The following is a 22,393-nucleotide window of genomic DNA, read 5'->3' as shown; positions in this document are numbered from 1 at the left end:
GCCGTCCCAAACGACAAAGCCCGAGCTATTGGTTCGCCCGGGCAGTCGCGTTTTAGCTCGTTGTTTTACGTGGCGGCAATAGGCGGCAAATGACCACGATCTCAGTTGTTTGCGGAGGTTAGCAGCCGAACGACGCTTTAGTCAAGTGCTGAGATAGTTGAGTCTGCATTATCAGTCGCGCGGCGCCGGAACAGACGACTAGAATGCTGGGGAATGCTCCACCTGTTGACTCATTTCTCCTTCCAAATGCGCATGCTTCTCCTCTCCCGTCAGTTCCCCCTGTTCGCCGCCGTGCTGGCCCTCGCGCCGGCGTGGTCCGCCCTCTCCGCGCAGGCCGTGGCACCAAAGTTCGCGTGGCCGGCGGGTACCTCGGCTGATCTCGTCACGCGCACCGTCGCGAAGTCGAACGTACCCGGTCAGCCCGACTCCACCGTCACCGTGACCCGCTCGCGCTTGGCGGTGGCCCGCCACGCCGAGGGATTGCAAGTGCAGACCGGCCCGGGCACGGTGGAATCGGGACCAACGACCGGTCCATCGGGAATCAGTTCAGCGGCGATGGCCGCGATGCGCTCCACGTACATCGTGTCCACCAGCGGCGTGTTCCTACGTCTCGACGACACGCTCGCCACGAAACAGCAGATGGAGGCGTTGCTGGCACCCCTGCTTCAGCAGCTGGCAAGCGCTCCGCCCGCCACGATAGCGGCGGTCAGGAAGTCGATGAGTATCCAGTCGATCGCCGCGACCGTCGCCCTTGGATGGGAAACGACCAACGCCGACTTTACAGCCAGAAGCTGGGCGGTTGGCGACACATTGGTGCGCATGTCCGATCTGCCCTTCCCCGGCGCTGACGGACTGACGTTTCAGGCCAGGCGTGTCGTGCGCTACGAGGGGACGGCCGACTGCCCCGCTGACTCGCAGCTGTCGGCATGCTGGAAGTTCGGGACCAAACTCGTGATCACGCGCGAGACGATGAAACCCGCCATGCTCGCCATGCTCAAGCAGATGGGCATCGCCGACGAGTCGATGCTCGACAACGTCCCAGTGCCGGAAACCACCTCGCTCACGACGATGTTGGTGGAGAGCCGTACACTACGACCGGCCGAGTCGGTGACCGACGTGTCGGTGAATATGCAGTCGCCGCTGACCGGCGCGATCGAAACCCGTTCGACAACCCGCGCGAGCTATCGTTGGTCCAAATAAGGCGGCGCCACTCTACGCGACCTTTCGGCGACGCGCATTCAACGAGCGCGTGTCGTCCTGACGCGTTTCGATATCACGCGTCTTGAACCCGCGCACCGCCTCCGCGAGCGCACCGGCCTGCCCCAGCAGCTCTTCGGAAGCGGCCGCACTCTCCTCGGCGTTGCTGGCCACCGTCTGGGTGACCTCGCTCATCAGCGCTACACCACGGCTGACCTCATCGAGTCCCCGTGCCTGCATAGCCGACGCCGTCACGATCTCCTCGACGACAACGCCCACGCGCTCCACCTGCGCACGTGCGGTGACGAGCTGCTCGCGCACCGACTGCTCGCGTGCCACGCCACGACCCACATTCTGAATCTCTTCCTCGATCAGGGCGGCCGTCTGCTTGGCCGCTTCGGCGGAACGGATCGCCAGCGCGCGCACTTCTTCGGCGACGACGGCGAAGCCGCGACCGGCGTCACCGGCGCGCGCCGCTTCGACGGCGGCGTTGAGCGCGAGCAGGTTCGTCTGGAACGCGATCTCGTCGATGGTCTTCACGATGCGCTGCGTCGCATCGGCCGACTGCTTGATGCGTAGCATGTCCTCTCCCATCGCCACCATGGATTCGGCACCGAGCTGCACGCTCTCCTGCGCGAGCCGCGCGGCAGCTTGCACTTCAACGGACTGGGTCGCGGCGCGCTGCGCCAACGTCTGCAATTCGGTGACCGATGCACTGATCTCTTCAGCGCTGGCGGCCTGCGTCGAGGCGCCGTTGGCCAACTGCTGGCTGCCCGACGACAGTTGCGTGGCGGCGTCGTCGACCTGAAAAGCCGCCGCGCGCACCTGCCCGAGCGTGCTTGACATGTTCCGCACTGCGGTATTCAGCGACTCTTGCACGTGTGCAAACTCGCCGGCGAATTCGCCATCCATGCGCGCTTCGAGATTGCGGTCCGCCATTTCGGCCAACGCCTGCCGCGCGGCGCTGAGTGGCGTCGCAATGGCCGTCATGAGCCCATCCACACCGGCCAGCACATCGGCGTAGCGGCCCTGCACTGCGGCGACGTCACTGCGCCCATCGAGCACGCCCTGACGGGCCTGTCCGGCGATCCGTTCGATCTCTTGCACCGTGTGCGTGACCGCGTGCTGCGCCCGTACGCAGGCCGCGAGCGACTCCGCGCATTCACCGGCCATGCGATCAACCGCCGCCGAGACGGCGCCGAGTTCATCCGGCGACCGATCATCGAGCGGCGCGATCGTGTGAGCGTGCGTGGGCAGCATCTCGCCGCGGGCGAGGGCGGCGAGCGCACGCGACACGACTTCGACCCCCTGTTCCTGCAACAGCGTGACCTGCGCGGCGATGCGATCCATGCGCGTACCCAACGCTTGCGCAATGCGCCACGCGTAGGTCAGGCCGAACACGAAGAAGACGGCAAAGATGGCCCAGATCAACTGCGTGGCCTGCGAAAAGCGAGACGCCGTGCGTGCTTCGACTGCGCGCGAGTTGCCTTGAATCGCGTCGCCGAATGCTTCCATTCGCCCTTCGACAACCGTGAACTGCGTGCGGAAGGTTTCATAGGTCGCGCGCGCCTGCAATGAATCGCCGAGCGCCACGTTGATCACCGCCGCGGCGGCGTCGGCGTACGCGACGACTTCCTTTCGCGTTTCGGGCAGCGACGCCACGATCGTCGCGTCCTCGATCGACGCCGCCGCACTGTCGAGCGACGCTACGAATCGCGCCTCGTGCTCGCGAAGTGCCTCCTGCGCGGCGTTGACACCGCTGCTGTCCCCGCGTTGGCCCATGAGCATCGCTTCGAGCACGTCCGCGCGCATCGCGTCATGCATCATGTCGCTATCCATTTGATAGCGCTGCGCGACGTTGTTATGGCCAAGATCCGCCGTGGCGGACTTCGCCACGCGGAGTGCGACCTGACCAGCGATAGCGACGGCAAGTATGCCGACGGCTCCAATCAATGCAATGGCGCGTAAACGAGCACGCAGCGAACGAAGGGCGAACATGGCGACGGAGCACAGGAGGCCAGCCAATGTGGCCGACTACGTTGCCGGCACGAGAGAGCCCACCAACCGAATGGTTGGCAGGCGCTCTCTTGAATTATCGGGACGGTCGCCGAAGTACTTGAGTCTTAAACTATTTCGTGGGCGACGAGCCTGGCGGCGCCGCCGCTGGCCACACGTTGTCGGCCGGATTGCGATCGGGAGAGCGCCGGGCTGGATCGAGCGTGATCTGTTCGATCTTCCGACCGCCGAACACGAGGTCGGCCGTGAAGGTCCGGCTTCCGTTGAACCAGACGTCCACCGGCCACGTGACCCGCGCGGTGAGGCTATCGAGCATGACGGCATTCCTCATGAGGCGAATGGCCGGTCCCTTCGCCGCGAACTTCACGTCGAGCACGATCGGCGACGGCATATTGCCGTCCTGTGCCACCGTCACCGTGGTCCGGATGCCCTGCGTCTTCACGCTGGCCAAGCGACCGTCTACGCTTTCGGTGGTGAACAGCCAACTGTTCCAGAACCAGCTGAGATCGCGACCGAGCGCCTTGTTCATGAAGAACATGTAGTCCCACGGCGACGGATGCTTGAACATCCACGCCTGCGCCCACTCGCGATGCGCGCGCTGCACCGCGCTGTCGCCGACGATGCCACCCAGCGCCGACAGCATCAGCGGCGTCTTTTGATACGTGGTGAAGCCGTAGAAGCCGGGCCCGGCGTAGTTCGCATTCCACATCATCGGCGGCTCGGCTTCGGCGCCGCTGGTGCGTCCGTAGTTCTGGCCAAGCCCATCGAACACCGGCGCTTTCGAGGCGGCGTCGGCATCGGAGAGGATGTTCATGTACTGATTGAATCCCTCGTCCATCCAGCCGTACCACGTCTCGTTGTTGCTGACGACCATCGGCCACCACTGGTGCCCCGTCTCGTGGTCGGCCGCGCCCGAGTTGGAGTTGATCACCATGGGATATTCCATGCCCGAACTCGGTCCGTCCTGCAGCGTGAGTTGCGGGAACTGATACGGGAACCAGAGCTTCGAGTAAAACTCGAGCGCGTGGCGGCTGATCTCACCCGCCTTGGCGAACAGGTTTGCACGACCGGGCAGAAACAGCATGTGTACCGGGATCGCACCCTTGCCGGGGATCGTGGCCCGGGTTGCGTTCCACACATACTTCTTGGCCGTGGCCCAGGCAAAATCGTTCACCGTGTCGGCGTGGAAGCGCCACACCAGTCGTCCGTTGGCGTTGCCCGTAGCAGTGGCCTGCCCCGGACCGATTTCATCGGGGCCCACAATGGTGGTGACGGCGTCGGACTGCGAGACCTTGGCGAGGCGTTCGCGTGCGGCCGCGGTGAGTACCTGATCAGGATTCTTCAGCACCCCGGTGCCGCTCACGATCCAACCGGCCGGCACGTCGATGTTCACATCGAACGTGCCGAAGTTGTTGTAGAACTCCGACGGTCCGACATAGAGCTCATTGTCCCAGCCTCGCAAGTCGTCATACACGGCGACGCGCGGGTACCACTGAGTGGGCTGATACAGCGTGTCGGCCCATCGCTGCACCATGCGATGTCCGGTGCCTGGTCCGCCGGGAAGCTTATGCGACCATTCAATCTCGAGCACCGCGTTGGCGCCGGCGGCAATCGGCGTGCCGAGGCGGACGCTGGCCGACGTGGAGCGGCCGTTGCGCAGCACCGCTTCGCCGGAGGGCGCATTGGCGGCGTTCTGCTGCGCGGCCACGATCGCCCGAGCGCCCGATCCGCCGTCGCCTGCGGGGACGGCATTCGACGCGAGATTGACCGGCTTACCGTCGATGGTCATGCGCGAGATGACCATGCCGTCGGTCACTTCGGCGGGTACCCAGGGCGCCGCGTGCGGGGCGTTGCCGAGGAAGTGGTTGGGATCGAGCCGAAGACCGATGTCGCGCAGTTGATCGGGGCTGCTGTTGTGCACCGTGATGCGCGCCTTACCGGTCAGTCGCGACGTGGCCGGATCGAGCGAGACGTCAATCGCGTAGTCGGTACGGAGCTGCCAGTAGCTCCGACCCGGACGCCCCGTTGAATCACGGGTTCCAGCCGCGTAAGCGCGACGGATGGTGTTGGTAATCGGCACGTCGCGCCGGATCGCACGCGGCGGAGTTGACGCCGACGCGGCGGTGGCGGCCGCGGTCTGAGCGCGCAGGAGTCCGGGCGCGGCGGCCAGGCAGAACACCAGCGCGGCGGCGATTAAGCGGTGGGGACGAGCAACGACAAGAAACGGAGACATCGGCAGAGGGGCCGGGGATCGATGAACCTGCGTCCCTGAATGTCTAGCTCGTCGGGGCTGACGGCGCGAGGCGTGTATGCTCGACGAGTAGCGCGTGAATGGTCCTGGGCGAGATCGGCTTGACCAGGTGATGATCGAACCCCGCTTCCTGCGAGCGCCGACGATCCTCGCCCTGTCCCCAGCCCGTCAGTGCGATGAGCAGCAGGGGGTGGTCACCCTGTGCCAGGCGCATGGCCCGGGCGGCCTCGTAGCCGTCGAGGAGCGGCAGGCCTATGTCCATCACGACCGCTTCCGGACGCTGTTCGGCATAGACCCGCACCGCGTGCTCCCCGTCGTAGGCGACGGAGATCTGATGGCCCTCGCGCTCGAGCAGCAGGGCAAGACTGTCGGCGGCGTCGATGTTGTCGTCGACCACCAACACGCGCCGACCGGCGACGACTGGCACGAACCGAGGAGTAGACATGGGCAACGGGCTATCGGGAACGTTCTCCGACGCACGCGACCGATCGGCGTCGACCTTGAGGAGCTCATCGTGATGGGAATCGGAACGTACGACGCGCGGTAAGGTAAAGCGAAATGTGCTGCCCTGCCCCACACCCGCGCTGTGCGCGGTCATGGTGCCACCGTGCATTTCCACCAGTCGGCGTGCCAGCGCCAGTCCGATCCCTAGCCCGGCCGGCATTCGACTGCCATGGTCGTACACGCGGGAGAACATCTGAAACACGTGCTCGAGCTGCTCGGCCGGAATGCCGATTCCGGTATCGGACACTTCGATGCGCACGTCGTCTGTCGTCATGTGCACGGCCACCAGAATGTCGCCATTCGGGTCCGTGTACTTCACGGCGTTGCTGAGAATATTCGTGAGGGCCTGCGCCAGACGTGCCGGATCGACGAACAACCCAATCGATTCGTCCGGCATGTTGACGGTCAGGTGCAGATTGCGTTCGATGATCATCGGCCGCACCGCTTCGAAGGCCAGTTCGAAGACATCACGCAGTAACACCACTTCCCGACGCAATTCGAGGCGGTCCTGCGTCACGCGACTGACGTCCATCAGGTCGTCGATCAGACGGACCAACTGACTGGACTGTCGGTCGATCGTCGCCTTGGCACGCGCGACCCCGCTGTGTGAGCCAGCCACACGCTCGAGCATGGCCACCGCATTCACGATCGGCGTAAGCGGATTGCGCAGCTCGTGGGCGAGGGTCGCCAGGAAACGGTCCTTCCGCTGATCGGCATCGCGTAGCGCATCGATGAGGTCGAGATTCTCGATCGTCACGGCGGCCACCTGCGCCACCTGCACGGCGATGGAAATCTCGTCGGACGTGAACGGTGCCGACGCGCGCGACAGTACGACTTCGCCCAGTCGACTACCGTCTCGTCGCGCGAGCGTAATGCGCAGCGGCTCACTGGCGGCGTCGCTGAGCCCGACGGAGAGGATGGGCACATCGCCGACCGCATGATGCTCGGTGCGACGCACGCCGCGCAGCACGTCGACGTCGACACGGTCGGCCGCGCACATGAGGCGCAGTTCGTCGCCGAGTCCCTGCACGACATCGCCGACGTGACCCGCCACGTTGAACGCCACGATGATATCGGAGAGGCGACGCAGTCGCTCGGAGTACCGCTGAATATCCGACTCCGGGCGTATCGGCGCAGTGACGTCGGCGACGTATCCGACCACGCGCGCCACTTGGCCCTCTGCGTTCATGGTCATCGACGAAAACTCCGAGACGTGGTGCGTACTGCGATCGCGATGTCGAACTCGAGGACGAATTCGCCGTGATCGGGAATCGATCATCCGCACGCTGCACACTCGCAAGAATCGGGCGCGTTTCCCGAGCGACGTGGTAGCGGTATCGGAAGGATTCTACGGACTTCCTGCCGTGCTCGGCAATGCAGCCGACTGGCTGCGTGTCAAGTGCACCGTCGAGACGACGGCCAACAGGCCCGGGGTATCAGCCGTGAGGCTGCACCGTCACAAAGGCCTGCTCTAGCCGCGGTTTCGTGATGCCGCCGTGCGAGGCATCCCAAAGCACCCGCCCCTCACGCACGATGAGCGCCTGCGGCGACTCATGCCGCAGACGGCTCACCGTCTCCAGCGCATTCGAAAGCTCGCGCTCCTGCTGCACGATCACGAGTCGGGTGGGCACGTCGGGATTGGCCGCCACAAACTGATCGTATTGCCGCTTGGCGGTAAACGACACGGGGCAACTGTTGCTGTGCTTGAAGACCAGCATCGCTTCGCCGTGCGCGAGAAGCTCCCGCGCTTCGCGGATGGCATGGCTCTCCGCGGGGGTCGGCGGGAGCGGCGCCACGGCGCGCTCCAGCGACGACACCGCGGTCACGGCCATGCCCGCCCGGTTCAGATGCGCCTCGATGGCATCGACGTAAGAGCCCAGAGCGCGCGCTCCGCTGAGCCGCTCAACCAGCACGCCGCCCTGAAAGATCAAGACCGTCGGCAGGGCGCGAACATCGTAGCGGGTGACCGTTTCCAGATTGGCGTCGGCATCGAGTTTGGCCACGCGAACCCGGCCGTCGAAGCGCACGGCCAGTGCTTCGAAAATCGGGACCAGGGCTCGGCACGGCGTGCACCATTCGGCCCAGACGTCGACCACAACGAGTCCCGAGTGGGCGAGCACATCAGCGGAAAACGCACCGTCAGTCAGCAGCGCTACAGGCATGCTGAAGAGTACTCGATCACGCGACCTGATTGCAGGGTTTGCGAAACGCTGAACGCTCGCTAGACGGGAGCGAGCGTATCGTGCAAGGCGTCGAGGAGTCCGCGAGCGGTGTACGGCTTCTGCAGGAAGCGGGCTTCGCCCCGCCGCACGTGCCCTTGGGCCTCGTCTTCGGCGTCATACCCGCTGATCAGGAGCACTGGTGCGACACTTCCTCGCAGACGCAGCTGCCGAAGACACTCCGCGCCACCCATCACCGGCATGGCGAGATCGAGCACGACGCCGCGCGGCGGCTCGGTCATTCGGTCGTACAGGTCCAGGGCCTCACGCCCGTCGGCCGCCTCGACCACCGTGTAGCCCACGCGCGTGAGAATCCGACGCGCAGCGGTGCGCGCCCCCGTATCGTCGTCGACCAGCAGAATCACACCCGACTCCACGCGCGCGAACGCGTCGATCACCGGGGTACCTGGATACGGCGTCAGTCCACGGACCAGGGGAAGCAGCACGCGCATGGTCGTCCCGTGTCCATGTTGCGACGTCACGCCGATCGCGCCGTCGTGTCCGTTCAGGATACCGAGCGTTGACGCCAGCCCGAGGCCACGTCCGGGACCCTTGGTGGTGAAGAACGGATCGAACATCTTCGCCTGGACATCGGCGCTCATGCCGATGCCGGTATCACGCACGGTGATCACGGCGAACCATCCGGGCTCACGCGAGGTACCGAGCGCGACGTGGGACAGCGCCGCTGCATCGAGGTGTTCACGCGATACCGTGACGTCCACGCGCCCATGCCCATCACCGAATGCCTCGACGGAATTCGTGATGAGACTGAGCAATACCCGACGTAGCTGCGTCTCGTCGCCGTCGACTATCGGCGACGACGGTGGCAACTCGATGGCGAGCGAAACGACGGACGGGATGTACGCACCCACCTGTCGGGGCACATCAGCGACGAGATCACTGATGATCACCGTGCGCCGTTCGACGCGCGCGCGGCCCGCGTACGCGAGCAGATGCTTGGTGAGCTCGGACGCGCGGTGTGCGGCCTGTTCGATGTCCGTGAGCACCTCGTGTCCGCGAGCGTCCAGCGGGATCACCGCGCGGGCAAGTGATGCGTTCCCGAGTATACCGACCAGCAGATTGTTGAAATCGTGCGCGACGCCGCCGGCGAGAAGTCCGAGCGACTCGAGCCGCCGCACCTCCTCCAGCTGTACTTGCAGTCGATCGCGCTCGTCGGCGGCCGCGCGTTCACCGGTGGTGTCGAGCACCGAGCCGACCTGACCGATTACCGTCGTGCCTTTGGGACACATGACCGCCTGCGTGCGCACCCGAATCCAGCGGACATGCCCGTCGACTACGACGCGATACTCTTCGTCGAAGCTCTGCGCCTTCCCGATGCTTCGCTCCATTCCCGCGCGAACCTGCGCGACGTCGGCCGGATGCACGCAATCGAGCCACCTGCCCGTGGCAAACTCGTCGAGTCGCAATCCAAACCAGTCAAGCAGTCGCTGGTTGGCGTAGGTCGGCGTTCCGTGCGCGTCCGCGAGAAACACACCGGTTGGCGACGACTCCGCGAGCGTGCGGAAGAGCGCCTCACGCGCCAGCAAGGTTTGCTCGGCGGGCTCGGTCGGCTGAACGCCGTCGTTGCGGGATGCATTTCCAATGTCCACTTGGTGCGGCGCCTCCGAGTAGCGGCAGGGCGAGCGGGGCTGTGGCGAGAGGATAACTTCATGCATTCTGGACCGATAGTCCGAACAGAGCTACGGAGTTATAACGGATTCTTCATGCAGATTTTCCACAAAGCGAATATTCAACTAACACGGAATGCATTAGCCAACGCTAAGGGCATATAGAAAACCGTGGGGGCACATCGCGTCACGCGATGTGCCCCCACGCCCTGCTTCTCGCTGCAAGACTCAGCGACCGCCGACTTTCACCTTCCGGCTCGCACTGCGCACGCCGTCTGAGAAGACTACCTCGACGTCCGCTCCGGCAGCGGCGATGTCGGCGCTGCCGCCGCGCGCAAACGAGAGGATCTCGCCGCTCGCCGCATCCCGCACGACCACCATCGGATATGCCGTCGCATTCCACTGGACACGCGCCCGACCGACACCGTTGGCGCGCACCGAGGCGTTCGCCGCGGCGGCATCCAGAGCGGCCTGCGAGCCACGGGCCGAACGTTCCGCCGCTCGACCCTTGCCTCGCACGCGCACGGTGGCGAGGCGCGCCTGCGCGGCGTCGCTGACCGGGATCATGAAAGCAAAGTGTTCGTCGTCGAGCGTGTTGGATTCGTCGGCGACCTGGTCGGGGTCGAACGACACCGAGAAGATGGTGTTCCCGGCGGCGTCGGTGGCTTCGACTGTATAGTTGCCGGCTCGGGCCGGCAGCACGCTGCGGCCGGTCAGACGCACGGCAGGCTCGAGTTCGATCTCGCCATCGGCATCGATGCGGCCCCACACGAGCAACGACGGCTGCACCGACGCCGACGTGATCGTCGCGGAGGTGGTGGACGTCCCGCGATACGACATCACACCGAGATAGGTGTAATCACTGATCCAGGTGGGGGAGCAATAGCCCATCAGATCGGCCGTACTCGACGACAACAGCTGATTCAAGCGCACGTTGAAGCCGAACACACCGATCGTACCGCCGGCGTATGGATAGTTCGCGTCGGGTCCGCCCACGCCGCCGCAGGGCGCGTGCTGCCGACCCCAATTGTGCCCAAGTTCATGCGCCATCACTTCGCTGGCGCTGGGCAGATAATCCCAGCCCATCGAGACCGGCGCGCCGATGTACCCGATGCCAGCCACGCCGCTCGAGTAGCTCACCTTTGCCACGCCGTAGTAGTTCTGCGAGGCGCCGTCGGCAGTGCGCAGGGCGCGCAGTTCGCCGAGTAGGGGGCTCCAGTTCGTGCCGTCGCTGCTGATGTTCAGTGTCGTGGTATAGGCCGCACGCGTGCTCGAGGTGACTGCGTTGAGCGGATGGATATCGCGGGTCCGCGTCAGGAAGGCCGCGGCGTTGGCGTCGGAGATGGTGCCAAGCAGTCCGTTGCCCTGCTGCACCGGCACAAAGCGCACGGCGAGCGCGGGCACGTAGCGCACGTCGAGCGCGCGCGGCGTCCCGGATACCGGGAACAGGTTGTCCGTCTCGAGGTCTTCGGCGACGGCGTTGTCAGGATCGACATCGGCCAGCACGGTGAGGCCAGGCTGCAACAGCGCGCCCGGCACCACGATGTTCCACGAGGCCGTGATCGACCCTTCGTTCACGGCGGTGGGCACCGACGCGGCCGGGGCCGCCGCCGTGAGGGTGGAGACGAGCGTACCGTTCTGGAAAAAGCGGGCGCGCACGGACGGGCGCGCCGTATTGGAGGCGTTGGCGAGCGCAAAGACGCGGAGGACACCATCGCGCCCGGACACGAGCGGCACGCCGCCGTTCATCGTCTGCACACTCTGCGTGATGTACATGCCGAGGATCTGCAGATTGAGGCCGGGCGTGGGGGTGACGTTCGTCGCGGCGTAGGCGACGGCAGCAGAGGCCGTGGCACCAGCCGTGACGCTGGCCGTCTGCGAGACGGGCGTTGGCACCAGCGATACGCCGAGGGCGCTGGTGACCGTCGCGGCCGAAATAGTGTACGTACCGGGTGAGAGCTGCGTCAGCGACGCGGAGGAGCTCAGCGCGGCGCTATAGCCGTTCGGGCCGGTCACGGTGACGGACGCCGGCGTGGCATCAGGCATGGTGATCGACACGCCCAAAGAGCCCGTGGTGACCACGACGCCGTAGACGAAGGACGTGGTGGCCGTCGCGCCTTTGGTGACGCTGACGGTTTGGGTCGTGGGCGAGGTGGCGTAGGTGGAGCCGCCGGCGATCACCGACGCGGCGGTGAAGGTGTAGCTCCCGTTCGTCAGTCCGGTGAGCGTGGCCGTGCCGGTGAGCGTACGCGCGTAGCCATTCGGTCCGGTCACGCCAATCGCGGCGGCGGTACCCGAGGGTAGTCCGCTCACGTTCACCTGAATCGTGCTCGTGGTGTTGCGGACCTGTCGGGCGAGCGCGGCATCGTTCGGTTGCGCGGGGTCAGCGGCGGTGGAGGGATCGCCGCAGGCGGCGAGCAGCGCGGTTGCGACCAGCGCGAGACAGCGACGGGTGGTATGCGCAACCGAGAACGAAGGCGTCATGAAATGGGGTGACGAATGGAGGGACGAACGGTACGAGAACGCTGTGCTATATCGTTCGCACGCGCGGTGACGGTTGTCACCCAACAGACGAGATCGCTTTATTGGATTGTGATGATGCGGTCCTTTTCCGTGACGCCGCTCACCTCGCGGACTACGATTCGGCATGACCTCGACTCTTCAGGCGTTTTCGTTGCTCGTGGCTTGTGCACTGTCGCTGGCCTGCGCGCGCGGACCGATGGCTTCTTCGGCAGTGCGCAGTGCAGCCACGGACGAGGTCACCAGCGTGGCGCTTCGGGAGTCGATCGATCGCTCGCTTCAGGACGTCCGTCGCGGTGCCGACCTCGAGATCGTGTGCGTGCGGGTGCAAATGGGCGATCCGCCGGCAGCGGTCCTCTCGGCGCTCGCGGAATCCGTTCCCTTCGCGCTGCGCCCCGCCTCGGCCTGTCGGATCGAGCGCGGCGAATCGTCGGTGTTCGATCGCGCGCAGGTCGTGGAGGCCGAGTCGGGCAAGCGGGGCGTGGAGATTTTCGCGGAGTCGCTCGTGTTCACCAGTGCAACGACCTTCACGGTGCGGATCGGCTTCTTTCAACACGCCGCGGTGTCAGGCCGCTGGGTCTGCGCCGGACGCCAAGGCGCAACCGGCTGGACCGTGGATCGCTGCGACGACGAATAGCGCGGCAGATCTCGCGCTCGGTTGGCGCGTCTCCGCATCCGGCGTGGGATGCATATGGCACCATTCGTGAGGAGATGGGTTCATCTGCAGCCCCCGATTCACACCCTCATCGGCCGCGCGCCCAGGTCATCATGTTACGACCGCCGCGGCTTCGGCGAGTCGGGAAAGGCCACCGCGTGGCCTTTCTTGACGGCTTCTTCACGAATTTCTACAACACCGACACCGGCTCAGCGCCTGCCGACTTCGTGCCGTTCAGCAAGTGAAGCGCCTGGGCTGCTTCGCCACTTGGCACGCAGCAGTGCATCATGGCCAGGCGTAGTCGGCGTCAGTGAAACAGAACGCGCCAAGCCCAGGAGGCCGCCGCGGGGCCCGATCAGGTCCCGCGACGACCGCCGTTCTTGGCCGTGGTTGGCGGCTTCTGCGGCTGACGCGGGCTCGGCTGCGTCGACTTCTCCCCGGCGGCGGTGGACGGCGTGCCGGGAACCGGACGCTTACGGGAGAAGTCGGGGACGGCGGTGTTGTGCTTCTTCTTCATATTCGGCTCCGGTGGCGACGTGGAGCGCGGGCAGGTGCCCGAACGCCACGTCGATACACCTTGAAAGGTAATCGAGGCCACGAGGACCATTAATTCCGTTTGTTGCGTCCGTCGGTCGGGGCGCGCAGTATCACGGATGATCGATCCCCGTTTGTCGTCGGCGCTGGCCGACCGTTACCGCCTCGAGCGCGAGATTGGCACCGGCGGTATGGCGACCGTGTTTCTCGCCGAGGACGTACGCCACCGACGTCAGGTGGCGGTGAAGGTGCTACGTCCCGAGCTCTCTGCAACGCTGGGCCACGATCGATTCCTGCGCGAAATCACCACCACGGCCGGACTGCGACACCCCAACATTCTGCCGTTGTACGACTCCGGCGAGGGAGCCGGCTTCCTCTTCTACGTGATGCCGTACGTGGAGGGCGAGAGCCTGCGTGACCTCCTCGCGCGCGACGGGCAACTGCCGATTGAAGACGCGCTCCGGTACGCCGATGAGATCGCGAACGCGCTCAGCTATGCGCATGGGCGTGGCGTCATTCATCGCGACATTAAGCCGGAGAACATCCTCATCGAGAACGGCCACGCGATCGTAGCCGACTTCGGGATCGCGCAGGCCGTCGGCGCCTCGGCTGATGAGAAGCTCACGGTTGCCGGCATGGCCGTCGGCACGCCGACATACATGAGCCCCGAGCAGGCGAGCGGCGATGTGATCGACGCGCGCAGCGATCTCTACGCCTTGGGGTGCATCGTGTTCGAGATGCTGGCCGGCACACCACCGTTTTCAGGCCCGACGGCGATCGCGGTGATGATGCGTCACGCGATCGAGCCCGTGCCGAAGCTCGGGACGCTCCGTGCGGCCGTGACGAGGCCCGTGACCGACGCGATTGAACGCGCGCTGGCGAAGGCGCCCGCCGACCGCTTTCCGTCGGTCGAGGAGTGGCGCCGGGCGCTCACGCGCGCGAGCGGCAGCCATCCCACGGCGACCGTCGCGCGCGCGGCACCGGCGATCTCGCGACCGGCACCGACACCAGCCAACGCGTTGCTCGGGCGCGAATCCGCGCTGGTGCAGGCCGTGCAGCGCGTGAAGGGTGGTGCACGCGTTTTGACGGTGACCGGTGCCGGTGGTACGGGCAAGACGCGCTTCGCGATCGAACTCTTTGCGCAGCTGCAGGGTGATTTCCCCGATGGGTCCGCGTTTGTGTCTATCGCGGCCGTGTCTCAGGCGAGTGACGTGATTCCCACGGTGGCCACCGCACTGGGCATCGCCGAAGCACAGGGTCGCTCCGCGCTGGATGCGATCGGCACCGTGATCGGTGGCGGCCGCACGCTGCTGCTCCTCGACAATCTCGAGCAGGTGCTCGAATCGGCCAGCGACATCGCCGAGCTGGTGTCGCGGTGCTCCGGCGTGTGCGTGATCACCACCAGCCGCGCGCCACTCAAGATTGGCGCGGAGAGTGAGCTCGCACTCGCGCCCTTGGCGCTCCCCGAGGCGGATGCCACGCTCGTTGACGACGTCATGCAGTCGCCGGCCGTGATGCTGTTCGTGCAGCGCGCCGTGAAGGTTCAACCCACATTCGCGCTGACGAGCGCCAATAGCGCGGCCGTGGCGACCATTTGCGTCCGGCTGGATGGCCTGCCGTTGGCCCTCGAGCTGGCTGCCGCCCGCATTCGCATTCTCGAACCGGCGGCGCTGCTGAAGCGCCTCGACGACGCGCTCGATCTGCTCACCTCGGGCGATCGTGATCTGCCGGTGCGTCAGCGTACGCTGCGCGCAACGATCGACTGGAGCTATTCGCTGCTCGATGCGGGAGAGCAGCGCCTGCTGCGCAGGCTGTCGGTATTCGCCGACGGCTGGACACTGGAGGAGATGGACGCGGTGTGCTACACCACGCGCGAACGGGTCCGCTCCCTCGATGAACTCACTTCGCTGGTCGAGAAGGGACTCGTGCGCGTCGTGGGCACGGGCGAGCGCTATTTGCTGTTGGAGACAATCCGTGCCTTCGCCGCGGAAGCGCTGCAGTCAAGCGGCGAAGCGGAGGACGTACAACGCGCCCACGCCAATGTGTTCCTCGCGTTTGCCGAGGCCGTGAACACCGACATCACCGGAACGGCACAGCTCGACGCGATGCAGCGTGCGCGCCGCGACAACGCCAACATGCACGCGGCAATTCGCTGGTTCACGCGGGAGGCACGGACGGCGCACGCGCGCACGCAGCAAGCGCACGGGTCTAATGCGCCTGATGCCGTCGAACGGGGGCTGATGCTCTGCGGATCGCTCAATTGGTTCTGGCATATCGGCGGACAGCATTTCACGGCCCGTGAGGCGATCGATGCCTTGATGCCGATGGCCGTCGGCCGCGCGCCGAGCAGGGGACGTGCAAGGGCATTACTGGCGCGTGGGATGGTGTCGGTGAACACGGACGAGATGGATCGCGGACTCGACGAGTGGGCTCGGGCGTTGGCCGACGCGATCGCCCTGTCCGATGAAGCGCTGATGGCCGAGGCGCATATGTGCGTTGGCTATGGACACTTGAGTAGCGGTCGTATGGACGAATCGGGCCGGGCGCTGGATGAGGCGATTGCGGTCAGCCAGCGTGCACAGCACGACTTTCTGTTGTCGCTGTCGATGTCGATGAAGGGCCTGCTGCTTTTTATCTCCGGCGCGCTCGATGCCGGATTCGAGATGTTGACGGACGCGCGAAGAATTCAAACACGGATCGGCGACTACGAAGGCGGCGGACTGGCGCTCAGCTTTCTCGCGCAGATGACGGCGGCGAAAGGCGAAGTCGGGCGTGCCTTCGAGCTCTACGGGCAAGCCCTCGACTCGTTCAAGCGGGTCGGCGACCGACCGGAGCTCGCTCGGGTGCACAGCGAGATTGGTTGGACGGCGCTTGGCGCGGCGCGTATTCCCGTTGCCCGTGAGGCCTTCCGTCGGTCACTCCGCGTGTATGACGAAGTCGGCAGTGCGCGCGGCATCGGCTTGGCCCTGACGGGATTGGCGGCGGCGGAAGCGGCCGACGGTCGGGCCGAGCGTGCGGTGACGATCGCCGCCGCCGCCGAGGCGATGACCGAACGCACCGGGGTGGTGGTCGTCCATCCGATGGGGCCTGAGATGGGCGGTCAGGTAGACGCCGCGCGCGCGACGATCGGGAAGGAGTTATTGGACGCGCTGGTGGCAGCGGGTCGCGACATGTCGCCTGGCGATGTGCTGACCATGATCGCGGGCTAGCCACGCGCTCGACGCTCCCGCGACGCGCTCAGCTTAGGCGAACCCGGCCATTGGCGTGACGAGCGGGCACGGCTGTTGCATATGCAGATTGTGTCCGAACCATTGCCTGTGAAACTTCAGCACACCGGGGTCACCTATGACACGCATCACACAGCTCCTGCTCGCCACCACCGTTGTATTTGCGACCGCCTGTGGCAACACGGCTGACGGCGCCAAGGAAGACACGAAGAACGCCGCCGAAGCGACGAGCGAGGCCGCGTCCAGCGCCGGCGCCGCTATGGACGCGGCCGGCGAGACCGCCGACGTGAAGTCGGCCTTGATGGCCGATGCGACTGTAGACGCCGGTGACATTAATGTGGACACGAACAAGGACACGAAGACGGTCACGCTGAACGGCAGCGTGAAGAGCGAAGCACAGAAGGCTCGTGCGGAAGTCGTCGCCAAGACAAAGGCGCCGGAGTACACGGTCGTGAACAATCTGGTCGTCAAGTAACGCCGGCTTCGGGGTCGGGCTGTCTCACGGTACGACACATCTCGTCACTGCGCTCAGCGCACGACGTCGGCGCGTTCGACCGTGGCGCGGCCCGGCCCCTTGACGTTCTGTAGATAGACGGTGCGATTGGCGCCGAATCCCACCAATGTCCTGCCGGCGGGCAGCTGCACGCGCTCGACGATGCGTCCTTCGCGGTTCACCACGTCATACAGCAGGCCGTCTTTGGCGGCCGCCGACGTGCTGGGGAGAATCCAGATATTGCCTTCCGCGTCCGCACGCACCTGTCCCTGTCGAACCGCTGGATAGAAGTCCGGCAACTCCTTGGGCTCCAGCGTCATGAACGGTCGACGTGGCATCACGGGCTGACCAGGCGTCGGCGGAGGAGGCGGTGGTAGCTTGGCTTCGCGCTCCGCGTTCGCCTTCTTCACGGAATCGATCAGCGCCTCCTTCTCCTCGATCGGCAATCGTCGCCAGTCGAATGGCATCTTCGGTGACGATGACAATTTGCCGTCGGGCGCCCGCCAATCGATGTGGTAGTCCTGCCCTCGCACAATAGCGATGGTGCCGTCGGGCAGCATGGCCCACTCGTCACCGAGCGGCAACGGATTGATGACCTCGTACGTCAGCATCATGTTCTGCGTGGCGACGATCACCATTTTCGACGTTGGCGCCTTCAGCAGCGCGATGGTATCCACGGTGCGCTTGTCGAAGTCCATGCGCAACACGGGCGCCGAGTCCGGCATCTCCACCACGCGCGGCTTGCCGGTGGGATCGCGCTGGGAGAAATAGTCATTGTTCGGCGACCGTCGCTGCGTGCGATAGATCATGCGGCCCTTCGGATCGAAACCGGCCGCACCGAATCCGCCACTGGCCACGAAGAAGAGGTCGTTGGCGCGTGTTGGTGCCATGACGCGCACGAACCGACCGGTCGGATCGATCACCAGGAACGCGCTCGACTCGGTATCGACGAACAGCGACGAGTCGGCGACGTACGGAATGAGTCCGCCCATGCTGCCGCGCAGGCCGTAGCTGTTGGGCGAGTTCGTGGAGGTATCGGCGATGACCCTGTGCGTGCGCAGCGTGGAGTCGAAGAGCACCAGCTGCCGACGAGTGGCGTCGTTCACGATCACGCCGCCGTTGGGCAGATGACGCACCGACGCGACGCCCATCAGGATCGCACTATCGGAGCTGACCACGCGTCCGAGTGCGCGGATCGGAATGGCCGAAGCAGGCGCGGCGCCCGATGACGGAGCGGGTCCCTGCGCGCCAAGCAGCGTGGCACACGTCGTGGAGAGGAGCACGCCGACGAGCGCGCGCGAGAAAGCAGGCGTCATGGGAGTACTCCGGTTAGAAGAAGAAGGCGAATTCGCTGCCGGCCTGCCCAGACTTGAGCAGCTCGAGATAGCGCGGTTCGATGATGTTGGCGATGTACGGCGGCAGCATGCGCAACTGTCCCTTGGTGAGCATCTTCTTGGCGTTGGGAGCGGCCTCGAGCAGGTAGCCCACGGCGATTTCACGCGCATTGATCAGCCGCCGGCGGGCCTCGGTGTGATCGTAGTCCTTGGGCAGCGCCGCCATGTACTTCGCGGCTGGCGTCCACACCGAATCCACCAGCTTGGTGAAGCGACGACTCATCGTGGCGAGACTGTCCGCCTGACGCCGGTCGAGATGCAGCTCTTCCATGTTCTGCAGCAGCATCGACATCGCGTTGGGGAAGAAGTTGCCCGAGATCTGTCGCACCTGGGCCTCCGACATCTTCACGCCCCCGCGATTGCGGCCGCGATCGAGTTGCTGGCGAAGATTCTGCCAATCGCGCGACGGGGCGAGATCGATGGCCATCTGCATCGTCAGCACCACCGGCGTTCGCGAAGTAGTCTGGGCGGCACGGGTGGAGCCGAAGCGCTGATTGACTTCATACTTGAAGCGCTGCGTGCCAGGGTCGAACCCGCGCACGAAGAGCAACGACTGGTCGATGAACGGCGCTTGCCCCCACCCGCGCAACTTGCGATCGCCGTGCAGCATCAAGTCGGCCGCGCCGATGGGGTTGGACACGGTGAACGAAAGCGTGGTGCGCTGTGGCAATCGAATCCGTGCCGGGTTGAACGCGATGCGCAGCGTGGTGTTGCCAGTGGTCCACGGGCCACTGCAGCTGTTGCGACCCGCGAAGCGCCCAATCTGGCGCGACAGGCACTCGCGCGCTGCGCTCGATCCGCCACTCAGCAACGACTGCATGGACGACGCGAGCACGGGATCGCCGACCGTAGCCGGGTCGAACACGAACGCGCGATCATTGCTGCGGCCGTCGCCGTTCACGTCTCCCGCGACGACGGGCGTAAACTGTTGCCCCGAGGTGACGCGTCCTCCCCACGTGAACGTGACCGAGTTCGCGAGCGTGTAGACCAACGAGTACGAGATGTCGTGCTGCGGCGCCGCACCAAGGCCGGCGTAGATCGACCGCGGATCCCCGATGGCGCTGGAGAACCCGCGATACTGCTCGTTGAGCCGCAGGAAGGCGTAGCCGAACGACCAGCGAAACGTGCGAGGCGTGGTATAGTACGGCGAGAAGTTGACCGACAGCTGTTGGCTGTGCGAATGCAAATCAGAGCGCTGCTGCGTGACTGCATTGAACGCCGAGGAGACACGGGCATCGCGCACCGCCAGCAGGCCGGATCGTGGATCGATGCTGCTGGGCGCGACGAACACCGGCCGCCCCCCTTCGCTGACGAGCGTAAACTGCGGCGTCGTCCGCAGGTTCAGGTCGACGTTGTCGGCCTGATGACGATTGAACGAGTACGTCCCGTTCGCCGTGAGAAAAAAGCGATTGTCCAGCACCGCTCCGGACCAGCTGAGATTAGAGCGCACGCTCTGCTCCTGCGCGTAGTTGCGCCCGAACAACGTGACGCTGGGCAGGGCGTTGGAGAACACCGTGCCGGACGTGCCATCGGCACAAGCGGTGGGAATGGCTCCCGGGTTTGACTGGAGCGCATCCCAGGGTACGAATGGAGTGGCACTGCCGGTGCAACTGAGCTGCTGCGCCGACCCCGCGAGCCCAGTGTTGGCGATGGCACCACTCACCAGGTCGGGGCCGCGCATGTTCTGGAAGACACCAATGCCTCCGCGAATCGTGGCGCGGGGACCAGGAAAGAAGCCGCCAGAGTAGGCGATCTGCGGCGCCTTGCCGTACAACCAGGAGAAGCCGAGCCGCGGACTGACATAGACGCCGTTCGGCACGCGCGCGTTCGACACATCGAAGGCGTCGAGTACGAGCAGATTGTCGTTCGGCGTGGTGAGGAATCGGTTGCCATCGATGCGCACGCCATACTGCACCTGCAGATCCTGATTCGGCCGCCAGGCATCGCCCACGGCGATCGCGCCGACGAGCGCCGAACCGTTACGCCGTACGGGATTGAGCGAGCGACTGAACGACGAGGGGAGCTGCGCATCAAGATCAGCCAGTGACTGGTAGCTATAACGTCCCAGCAGGTTGAAGGCCTGCTCGGTGTTGTTCTGATCCAGTCGCAATTCGGTGATCAGCTTGATGCGATGCTTACTGTTGTCGCTGAACCACGACAGCATGTTACGTGCGGAGACCGACGCTGACCGATTGCTGGTGGCGTTCGCGCCTCCGCCGAACGAAAGCGAGCGCGCGGTCGCGGTACCGTCATTGAGCGTCGACGTGACCAGAACAGTGCCGCCCGGCAGTGCGAGATACGGGTCGCTGGTGAGCTGCGATGCCGTGGCACTGAACATCGATTCGGTGAGCACGCCCGAGCCGAAGTAATTGGTATGCCGCAACTGCAGTCCGCCGCTGGCCGTGGTGCTCGAGGCCAGCGATGCCGGCGTCTGCGAGGCGAGTGCGGTGCCCTGCGGTCCGCCGGAGTTGTACGTCAGGTTGTACGCGAGATTGAAGGCGTTGCCACTCGTTGGCGCTTTCGACGCCCAATCCAGACTGCCCAGCACCGAGGCCGTGGTGCGAGGCGAAGAGCGGCCGAGTCCACTGGCGCTGAGCGGCACCCCGAGACGCGACAGAATGCCGGTGAGCCGTGCCGCCGAGTCGCTGGCGATGCCCGCACTTTGAAAGACCACCGGCGTGGACGACAGCAGCGTGGGAAGCTCCTGCGCCCGTCGGTCAAACTGAAACGAAAGATTGTAGAAGTTGCGGTCCATGGCGATCGGACCGGAGAAGCGTCCGCCCACCGACACGTTGGAATACTGCGAGGCCTGTCCGACGCGATCATTCCACTGGGCCTGCGGGGCATTGAACAGACCGCTGAGGGAGCGGGCGAAATAGTTGGTGCCCGACTGCGTGCTGACGTTCACCTGCGCGCCGCTGAATCCCCCGTTCGCGACATCGTAGCCGGCGCGCATCTGCGTCGACACGGCCGCATCGCGCGGAATGTTGCTGATGCCGTTCTGCTGCCCGTTCAGCGCCGAATTATTTTGCGCGCCGTCGAGGCCGAAGATCGAGAAGCGATCGGGATTGCCGTCGATGCCCGGAATGAGCTGGATCCCCGGCGACGTGGCGGCCATCGCGGCGAGATTGCCGGCCTGTTCGGGGGACAACAGTCCACTCCCCATGAATCGGTCGGCGCCGGAAACGTCGGACTGGTTGGCCGCGTCGGATCGGCCAGGGGGTTGCGCTGGTCCAGAGGCGGCGACGCGGACGGTGGCCAGCGTTTGGGTGTTCGAGAGGCGAATGTCGGCCAACAGCACCTCTTCATCCGCCACGCGCTTGATCTCGAAGCGGCGAGGTTGGAAGCCGATCGCGGCGAACGACAGCCAGTAGTCGCCTTCGCCGTTCGGATAGGTGATGGAGTATCGACCGTTCTTGTCGGTGCGGGCGGTCTTGGTGATGCCCCCGAAGTACGACACCGCCGTGATTTGCGCACCCACGATGGGCAAACTGTCAGGGCCGCTGACCCGACCACGAATGACATCGGCCGTTTGCTGGGCCCACAGCGTGGCGGGAACAGCCACGAGGAGAAACAGCGCAGAGACACATTGCAGCGACAACAACCATAGCGAACGGACACGCGTACGCGGAGCGAGAGGCATTGGTCTGGCAATAAAAGGCGGGAGTCGACTGGACTGGGTTGCCTCGCCTTGTAACGCAGATCACACCCTTTGTTCCGCCACTCCGTCGGCTGGCAGAAGAAAACTGGGACGA

Annotated in this window: 14 protein-coding genes; 5 read left to right on the top strand and 9 right to left on the bottom strand. The window is 65.2% G+C overall.

Annotation, left to right across the window (positions count from 1 at the left end; genetic code table 11):
* The first annotated feature begins 246 nt into the window (after positions 1-246).
* On the top strand, positions 247-1,200 hold the full coding sequence (locus HKW67_RS01580; RefSeq protein WP_171223728.1) for a hypothetical protein: 954 nt from the start codon (positions 247-249) through the stop codon (positions 1,198-1,200).
* Positions 1,201-1,212: 12 nt separating this feature from the next.
* On the opposite strand, the gene HKW67_RS01575 is transcribed toward HKW67_RS01580, so the two are convergent.
* From HKW67_RS01575 to HKW67_RS01550, 6 genes are all read right to left on the bottom strand, one after another.
* A complete protein-coding gene (locus tag HKW67_RS01575) occupies positions 1,213-3,195 on the bottom strand; it encodes a methyl-accepting chemotaxis protein (protein WP_171223727.1) in 1,983 nt (660 codons plus the stop codon).
* Positions 3,196-3,325: 130 nt separating this feature from the next.
* Positions 3,326-5,446 (bottom strand): M1 family metallopeptidase, encoded by a 2,121-nt coding sequence (locus tag HKW67_RS01570; RefSeq protein WP_171223726.1) that lies wholly within the window; start codon positions 5,444-5,446, stop codon positions 3,326-3,328.
* 43 nt (positions 5,447-5,489) lie between these two features.
* The gene (locus HKW67_RS01565; protein ID WP_171223725.1) at positions 5,490-7,163 is read right to left on the bottom strand and encodes a hybrid sensor histidine kinase/response regulator; all 1,674 of its coding nucleotides are present in this window, start codon (positions 7,161-7,163) and stop codon (positions 5,490-5,492) included.
* Positions 7,164-7,404: 241 nt separating this feature from the next.
* Positions 7,405-8,130 carry a bacillithiol system redox-active protein YtxJ gene (gene ytxJ / locus HKW67_RS01560; protein WP_171223724.1) on the bottom strand — a complete coding sequence of 242 codons (726 nt, stop codon included), beginning with the start codon at positions 8,128-8,130 and terminating at the stop codon, positions 7,405-7,407.
* 59 nt (positions 8,131-8,189) lie between these two features.
* Positions 8,190-9,797: a hybrid sensor histidine kinase/response regulator gene (locus HKW67_RS01555; RefSeq protein WP_171223723.1), complete on the bottom strand. Its 1,608-nt coding sequence runs from the start codon at positions 9,795-9,797 to the stop codon at positions 8,190-8,192.
* Positions 9,798-10,043: 246 nt separating this feature from the next.
* Positions 10,044-12,299: a hypothetical protein gene (locus tag HKW67_RS01550; RefSeq protein ID WP_171223722.1), complete on the bottom strand. Its 2,256-nt coding sequence runs from the start codon at positions 12,297-12,299 to the stop codon at positions 10,044-10,046.
* A 163-nt stretch (positions 12,300-12,462) separates the two neighbouring features.
* Here HKW67_RS01550 and HKW67_RS01545 point away from each other — a divergent pair, with 163 nt between their 5' ends.
* Both HKW67_RS01545 and HKW67_RS22515 read left to right on the top strand, forming a co-directional pair.
* A complete protein-coding gene (locus tag HKW67_RS01545) occupies positions 12,463-12,972 on the top strand; it encodes a hypothetical protein (RefSeq protein WP_171223721.1) in 510 nt (169 codons plus the stop codon).
* A gap of 131 nt (positions 12,973-13,103) precedes the next feature.
* Positions 13,104-13,235 (top strand): hypothetical protein, encoded by a 132-nt coding sequence (locus HKW67_RS22515; RefSeq protein WP_269141210.1) that lies wholly within the window; start codon positions 13,104-13,106, stop codon positions 13,233-13,235.
* A gap of 110 nt (positions 13,236-13,345) precedes the next feature.
* Here HKW67_RS22515 and HKW67_RS01540 read toward each other — a convergent pair whose 3' ends face one another.
* Positions 13,346-13,588: a hypothetical protein gene (locus tag HKW67_RS01540; protein WP_171223720.1), complete on the bottom strand. Its 243-nt coding sequence runs from the start codon at positions 13,586-13,588 to the stop codon at positions 13,346-13,348.
* A gap of 55 nt (positions 13,589-13,643) precedes the next feature.
* Here HKW67_RS01540 and HKW67_RS01535 point away from each other — a divergent pair, with 55 nt between their 5' ends.
* Together HKW67_RS01535 and HKW67_RS01530 are read left to right on the top strand one after the other, a co-directional pair.
* A complete protein-coding gene (locus tag HKW67_RS01535) occupies positions 13,644-16,733 on the top strand; it encodes a protein kinase domain-containing protein (RefSeq protein WP_171223719.1) in 3,090 nt (1,029 codons plus the stop codon).
* Between the two features lie 136 nt (positions 16,734-16,869).
* On the top strand, positions 16,870-17,226 hold the full coding sequence (locus HKW67_RS01530; RefSeq protein WP_171223718.1) for a BON domain-containing protein: 357 nt from the start codon (positions 16,870-16,872) through the stop codon (positions 17,224-17,226).
* A gap of 53 nt (positions 17,227-17,279) precedes the next feature.
* Here HKW67_RS01530 and HKW67_RS01525 read toward each other — a convergent pair whose 3' ends face one another.
* Entirely contained in the window at positions 17,280-18,560 is a 1,281-nt protein-coding gene (locus HKW67_RS01525; protein WP_171223717.1) for a hypothetical protein, read from the bottom strand.
* A 13-nt stretch (positions 18,561-18,573) separates the two neighbouring features.
* A complete protein-coding gene (locus tag HKW67_RS01520; RefSeq protein WP_171223716.1) occupies positions 18,574-22,203 on the bottom strand; it encodes a TonB-dependent receptor in 3,630 nt (1,209 codons plus the stop codon).
* Positions 22,204-22,393: the final 190 nt, after the last annotated feature.

Source organism: Gemmatimonas groenlandica, from assembly GCF_013004105.1.
Lineage (GTDB): Bacteria > Gemmatimonadota > Gemmatimonadetes > Gemmatimonadales > Gemmatimonadaceae > Gemmatimonas > Gemmatimonas groenlandica.
Note: the sequence above shows the minus strand (reverse complement) of the source record. Positions and strands in the feature narration are given on the sequence as shown.

Excerpts from the sequence above, each read along its gene's own strand:
- ytxJ (WP_171223724.1), bottom strand. The coding sequence starts at position 8,130 with ATGCCTGTAGCGCTGCTGACTGACGGTGCGTTTTCCGCTGATGTGCTC.
- HKW67_RS01535 (WP_171223719.1), top strand. The coding sequence starts at position 13,644 with ATGATCGATCCCCGTTTGTCGTCGGCGCTGGCCGACCGTTACCGCCTC.
- HKW67_RS01580 (WP_171223728.1), top strand. The coding sequence starts at position 247 with ATGCGCATGCTTCTCCTCTCCCGTCAGTTCCCCCTGTTCGCCGCCGTG.
- HKW67_RS01575 (WP_171223727.1), bottom strand. The coding sequence starts at position 3,195 with ATGTTCGCCCTTCGTTCGCTGCGTGCTCGTTTACGCGCCATTGCATTG.
- HKW67_RS01550 (WP_171223722.1), bottom strand. The coding sequence starts at position 12,299 with ATGACGCCTTCGTTCTCGGTTGCGCATACCACCCGTCGCTGTCTCGCG.
- HKW67_RS01545 (WP_171223721.1), top strand. The coding sequence starts at position 12,463 with ATGACCTCGACTCTTCAGGCGTTTTCGTTGCTCGTGGCTTGTGCACTG.
- HKW67_RS22515 (WP_269141210.1), top strand. The coding sequence starts at position 13,104 with ATGTTACGACCGCCGCGGCTTCGGCGAGTCGGGAAAGGCCACCGCGTG.
- HKW67_RS01525 (WP_171223717.1), bottom strand. The coding sequence starts at position 18,560 with ATGACGCCTGCTTTCTCGCGCGCGCTCGTCGGCGTGCTCCTCTCCACG.
- HKW67_RS01570 (WP_171223726.1), bottom strand. The coding sequence starts at position 5,446 with ATGTCTCCGTTTCTTGTCGTTGCTCGTCCCCACCGCTTAATCGCCGCC.
- HKW67_RS01565 (WP_171223725.1), bottom strand. The coding sequence starts at position 7,163 with ATGACCATGAACGCAGAGGGCCAAGTGGCGCGCGTGGTCGGATACGTC.
- HKW67_RS01530 (WP_171223718.1), top strand. The coding sequence starts at position 16,870 with ATGACACGCATCACACAGCTCCTGCTCGCCACCACCGTTGTATTTGCG.